Origin of the sequence: Vibrio sp. S457-15 (assembly GCF_000960545.1) — a bacterium.
GTDB lineage: Bacteria > Pseudomonadota > Gammaproteobacteria > Enterobacterales > Vibrionaceae > Vibrio > Vibrio parahaemolyticus.
Genome location: NZ_JYOQ01000052.1, coordinates 1 through 5,706, shown reverse-complemented (window position 1 = coordinate 5,706; position 5,706 = coordinate 1). Strand labels below are relative to the sequence as shown.

General features: G+C 40.7%; 5 protein-coding genes. All 5 read left to right on the top strand.

Annotation, left to right across the window (positions count from 1 at the left end):
* Positions 1–754: 754 nt before the first annotated feature.
* The 5 genes from UF05_RS07615 (at position 755) to UF05_RS07595 (ending at position 4,974) form a co-directional block, all read left to right on the top strand.
* Complete coding sequence (locus UF05_RS07615; protein ID WP_045545073.1) at positions 755–1,285, top strand: hypothetical protein; 531 nt, start codon at positions 755–757, stop codon at positions 1,283–1,285.
* 1,080 nt (positions 1,286–2,365) lie between these two features.
* On the top strand, positions 2,366–2,689 hold the full coding sequence (locus UF05_RS07610) for a DUF4144 domain-containing protein (RefSeq protein ID WP_231583806.1): 324 nt from the start codon (positions 2,366–2,368) through the stop codon (positions 2,687–2,689).
* A 143-nt stretch (positions 2,690–2,832) separates the two neighbouring features.
* Positions 2,833–3,654, top strand: a complete 822-nt coding sequence (locus tag UF05_RS07605; RefSeq protein WP_020840798.1) for a DUF2002 family protein — start codon at positions 2,833–2,835, stop codon at positions 3,652–3,654.
* A gap of 113 nt (positions 3,655–3,767) precedes the next feature.
* Positions 3,768–4,421 (top strand): hypothetical protein, encoded by a 654-nt coding sequence (locus UF05_RS07600; protein WP_045545071.1) that lies wholly within the window; start codon positions 3,768–3,770, stop codon positions 4,419–4,421.
* Between the two features lie 142 nt (positions 4,422–4,563).
* Positions 4,564–4,974, top strand: a complete 411-nt coding sequence (locus UF05_RS07595; protein WP_045545070.1) for a hypothetical protein — start codon at positions 4,564–4,566, stop codon at positions 4,972–4,974.
* The last annotated feature ends 732 nt before the right edge of the window (positions 4,975–5,706 follow it).

The window sequence follows — 5,706 nt, the reverse complement described above, 5'->3', positions numbered from 1 at the left end:
ATGTACTAACAAATTGCTTAAGAGTGATTCGTAACGCGTGGCATTTTTACTTTGCGGTGGCTTATGGTGATTAAGGCGCTGTGCGGTAGCTTTTGTATTGCGTTACTCACACCTTAGCAAGGCGTTAGTTTGCAAGAGGAAAAACGCAGCTATATCGCAAGATCTAGTGGTAAAAGCTCAAAGTCGAAATTGTCGTATCGGCGTTCAATTTCAGTGTTAACTAGCGTGGTGATAATCCAAAATTGGCATCGCTTCAACGGTTGATTTGTTCTTTGGTGCGGCGACTTTTGGGTTAACTGAGTTGAACTTTTTTGCTGAAACTCTGCTCGTTGAGTTTGTTGGTACAAAAGCCGATTTACTCGCTGAAATGACGTTTTCTCTGGTGTGGTAAGTTCCACGTGGTTTCAGTGACTTTGTTGAAAGTCCGCATTGTGAGATTGGTTTTCCAAAAGCGCTTTTGGTGTTGTGAGTTCGTTTTCTGCGGCGTTGTTTGTTCCAAGTGGTTTCATTGACTAGCCGCTTTGAGACTACGCCTGACTTAAGTGCATCAAAGTACATAAAGTTTGTTGTTCGCAAAGTTTAAAATAACGTAAAATCAACCCTTTGGGTCTGCAAACTAACAAACTGCTCAAGAGGGATTCACAACGCGTGGCATTTTTACTATGCGTTGATTTTAGTGATTAAGGTGGTATGCAGCGGATTCTGTATTGCGTTGTTCACCCCTTAGCAGGGCGTTATGTGTTTAAGAGGTTTTATGATTGACAGTCGATTGAAAAGTTATTGGTTAGCTGAGCTAGAGCAATCAGCCACATCTCTTGAAAAGCTCTATCGAACAAATGATTGGAATGACGAGCTTGAATTCTCGGTCGAAAAATCTATTTTCCTTGGCTTTTACTCTATCCGTAAATTGAAAGAAAGCGGTTTACTGCCAAATAACGTCATAAGCCTTAACTGGAAAATCACGACGTACCCCAAAGCAGAAAAATCTGAACAAAATAGGTTCATCAATGACTACCAGCTTTTCTCTGGCGGCTCAAAGCAACTTAGTTTGGAGGCTTTATGTAATCAATTTGTACATAGCAATCATTTTTCACCGTTTGTTCCTGACAATCATGTTTGCGCTGGGTTCTTCTTTGCTTCAGACAGAGAAAGTAAAAAGGAATTGTATTATATGCAGCTTGTAAGCGTGATTAATGTTTTTCTTAGCGTGGTTCATGAGAAGAGAATGACGTTAGAATTGGTACAAAACGAAAGTGAATTATCTGTCCAGCTACCCAACACATAACAAACTGTTCAAGAGGGATTCGCAACGCGTGGCATTTTTACTATGCGTTGATTTTAGTGGTTAAGGTGGTATGCAGGAGCTTTTGTATTGCGTTGCTCACCCCTTAACAGGGCGTTATGTTTAGTCACGTAAAATCAGTTGGTTGCATCTTTTCTTTGCTTTCTCAGCTTTCTAATTTTGGTCTTGTCGGCAAGTTACGTTTAGTGGTCGCTGTTTTCTGGACTCCAATTCGTGGGCGCTAAAAATTCAGAGAGTTGCCTCATTAAAGTTCAGTGCGTTTGTGAGTCGAATGAAGTGATGTTAGTTTCAACGTTTGAGCACCAGCTTTCGGTTTCTCACGCTAAAACTCAAAGTCATTACGACTAAATTTATGAGTTAATTCAGCTTATTAGAGTCTGGTTTTGGTTTTCAAAGGTAAGTCGAGTTAAGCTCTTGGTATCGTAAAACTTAACCCTTTGAGTCTTAAACATAACAAGGCGTTTAAGCGGGATTCATGCCGCGTGGCATTTTTAGTTTGCGGTGATTTTTGTGGTGAAAGTGGTGTGCGGAAACTTGGTTTATGCGGCATTCACCCCTTAACGCAGCGTTATGTTTAGTCACGTAAAGTCAGTTGGTTGCATCTTTTTTTTGTTTTCGCAGCTTTCCAATTTTGGTCTTGTCGGCAAGTTACGTTTAGTGGTCGCTGTTTTCTGGACTCCAATTCGTGGGCGCTAAAAATTCAGAGAGTTGCCTCATTAAAGTTCAGTGCGTTTGTGAGTCGAATGAAGCGATGTTAGTTTCAACGTTTGAGCACCAGCTTTCGGTTTCTAACGTTAAAACTTAAAGTCAGAAGATTCAAAATTATGAGTTAATTCAGTTTTTTAGTGTCTGGTTTTGGTTTTCAAAGATAAGTCGAGTTAAGCTCTTGGTATCGCAAAACTTAACCCTTTGAGTCTTAAACATAACAAGGCGTTCAAGTGGGATTCATGCCGCGTGGCATTTTTGGTTTGCGTTGAGTTTTGGTGGTGAAAGTGGTCTGCGGAAGCTTGGTTTATGCGGCATTCACCCCTTAACGCAGCGTTATGTTTATCGGAGAAAATCATGATCAGTTGGCCATGTATTCTGAAACTGGATGGCGATGATGAACTAGTTTATCTTGCATCTGAGAGTGATTTGAACCGTGAGTGTTCAAATTTGATTTTATGCCAAAATGATCGAGTTATTGATTCTGTTGGAAACACTTTTTCGATAATTATCAATGATGCAGAAGTTAATCTGGCGAATGAGCAGGTTCAAGTTACAGCGGAACAAGCATCAAAACTTATTCAGTCGCATGAGTTTTGTCGTTCAGAGGTATGCTTGACAAAAATTCAGTTTGAGTCCGTGTCTGATGCAATTAACGGTCTGAAATCTCAGGCTAAATAAACATAACAAGGCGTTTAAGCGGGATTCATGCCGCGTGGCATTTTTGGTTTGCGGTGATTTTTGTGGTGAAAGTGGTCTGCGGAAACTTGGTTTATGCGGCATTCACCCCTTAACGCGGCGTTAGCACTTTCGAGAGTTGGTAAATGATCACATTAAAAGAAATAGAAGAAGTACTGAGTGAGTTCAAAGCTACTGAAAGGCATGAAGTTAAATATGCGATTCAGTTCTTTTTACCATCGCTAAAACAATACGTTTACATTAATAAACAGGCTGGAGCGAAACCTTCGGGGTTAGTGATCCATCCTCGTGCAGAATTCTACAAAAATGAACTAGCTTTGCTCGATGGAGTAGAGACTACAGGTTCATTGAATCACAAGTCTAGCATGCGCAAGTTTCCTAAAAGACTCAACCGAGGGGAGCAGCCTATACCATTTGGAATCCCATTTGGGTTTCAAACAAAAGAATCCATGCGCTCTTTTTTGATTCGTTTGTCAGAATTAAAGCCACTCTACTTGAGAAACCCAGAAGACGAAATAGCAGACGCTAAAGCAAGTGGTGAACTTGATAAACTTACTGAAACAGAAGTGGAGCGTTTAGTTAGTAGTCGCAGGGGACAGGGTAAGTATCGAAAAACCTTAATCGATCTTTGGAAAAGATGTTCTGTAACTGGGTGCGAGCAAGTTGGGCTCTTAAAAGCTTCGCATATAAAACCTTGGCGTGATTCTTCAAATGAAGAACGATTAGATCCTTACAATGGCTTGTTGCTGACACCAAATCTGGATACCTTGTTCGATAGTGGCATGATTAGTTTTGATGAGAATGGGAAAATTTTAATTTCCGAATCACTAGACCCTTCAGCGCTAACGGCATTGAATGTTGAGCACAGTTTAAAACTTCGCAGCTTGAGTAAAGAAACAGCTCAGTACTTAAAGTACCATCGAGAGTTTATCTACCAAGCGAGATAAAGTGCTAACAAAGCATTTAAGAGTGATTCGCAACGCTTGGCAGTTTCGCTTCGCTCAAGTATAGCCAAGCGTCGCTCACACCTTAATGCGGCGTTAGGGCAGTCGAGGAAAGTATGAATTCAGACGTTAATGAAATAATAGACATGTTTATTGCAACAGAGCCAAAGTTTGGACCTTTGCCCAAGTACTTCTTCGAGTCCTCTTTAGAAAAATGGTCGTTATTGCTTTCTTTTCTATGTTTAGTTGTAACATTTGCTCTATTATTCTTTGGTCAGAAAGAGTACGCCATATATTCAGTGATGCTTTGCTACTTATTTGTGGTGGGATATGTATTATCTACTGCCATAGGCGCATTATCATTCTTGTTCTCTGCAAAGCGAAGCGCGCTCAGTGCGATCAAGGCGAATAGTCAATCAGCTTTCGACTTAGCAAGAGATCTTGCTAAGTTCAATGTAACGTCTTTAAAGCATGTGAAAGGTCTATTTGAAAAGAGAATTCTATTCCTCTCAGGGCGGATGAGCTTTTTGGTTGGTGCAATGGACAAACTAGGTATTTTCCCTGCTTTGTTTATGCTTTACTACACATATACTCAGCTACCAAAAATAGAAAGTGATACCTTGAATCTTGTTCATATTTGGGCTGTTTCCTTTCTAGGAGGTTTATATATTGGCACTCTGCTAATAAAGTCGATAATAGATACGCTACGAAATCACATAAACATTATCGATTTGGCATTAGACGAGGTATCGGAGTATCGATTGCCCTAACAAACTGTTTAAGAGTGATTCGCAACGCGTGGCATTTTTACTATGCGTTGGTTTAAGTGATTAAGGTGGCATGCGGCGGCATCGGTATTGCGTTGCTCACACCTTAACAGGGCGTTATGCGAACTGCCGGTGCGGAGGCTACATGACAAATCAAGTAAAGGATAATTGCAAATATTTAGGCTCCGAATATCAAATGCCTTTTTGTTTGGGTTTTCCCGTCGATAATTCGAAGATTGAGGAGTTGAGTCTTAGCGAGCTTGAAAGTATCGATTCAAGCGGTATCTATTTTTCGACAGCTTGCTGGCGTAATTATATTGCAACCTGGGAAGTACAAGGTAACAAGCTATATTTGGTTAACCTAGAAGGGAAATATCGCCTTGTTGATAATGAGCCTTTGTTTGCGAGTTGGTACTCAGGAATATTTGAATTGCCTCAAGGCGACTTGGTTGACTGTAACGTAGAGTTGGGTTTTCAACTAAGTTATACAAAGGCAGTAAAACTCAAGTTTATCGCGGGTGTTTTGGTAGAAAGCACCCTCAGGGACGTTATCTAAAAAAGTGCGCATAACAAAGCATTCAAGAGGGATTCACAACGCTTGGCAGTTTTGGTTTGAATCAGCTTTAGTGTCTACGGCACAATAGTTTAGGTCGGGTGGTTTGCGTTGTTCACCCCTTAATGCGGCGTTATGCTTAATCAAGTAAAATCAGTTGGTTATGGTTTTTCTTTGTTCCCTCGGCTTTTCAGTTCGGTGCTTGTCGGCAAGTTGGCTTTTTTGAGCGCTGTTTTTCGGACACTTATTCTTTGGCGCTGGAAATTCAGAGAGTTGCCTCAATCAATTTTTTGGCAAGCGCGAGGTTAGGGCGGTTGGCTCAATCAGAAATCCATTTTTAGGTTTTCAAACTTCAAACCAGATTTGCCCAAATTCCGAGCCTGATTATCAAAACTATGATTCATTTCGGTTTTCTACGTTTTGGCTTTTGTTTGTGAATCAAAGTCGAGTTAATCTTGTTTTTAGTAAAACGTAAGCCATTGAAGCTTAAGCATAACAAGGCGTTTAAGCGGGATTCATGCCGCGTGGCATTTTTGGTTTGCAGTGAGTTTTGGTGGTGAAAGTGGTCTGCGGAAGCTTGGTTTATGCGGCATTCACCCCTTAACGCAGCGTTAGTTTGCAAGAGGAAAAACGCAGCTATATCGCAAGATCTAGTGGTAAAAGCTCAAAGTTGAAATTGTCGTATCGACGTTCAATTTCAGTGTTAACTAGCGTGGTAAAAATTCAAAATTGGCA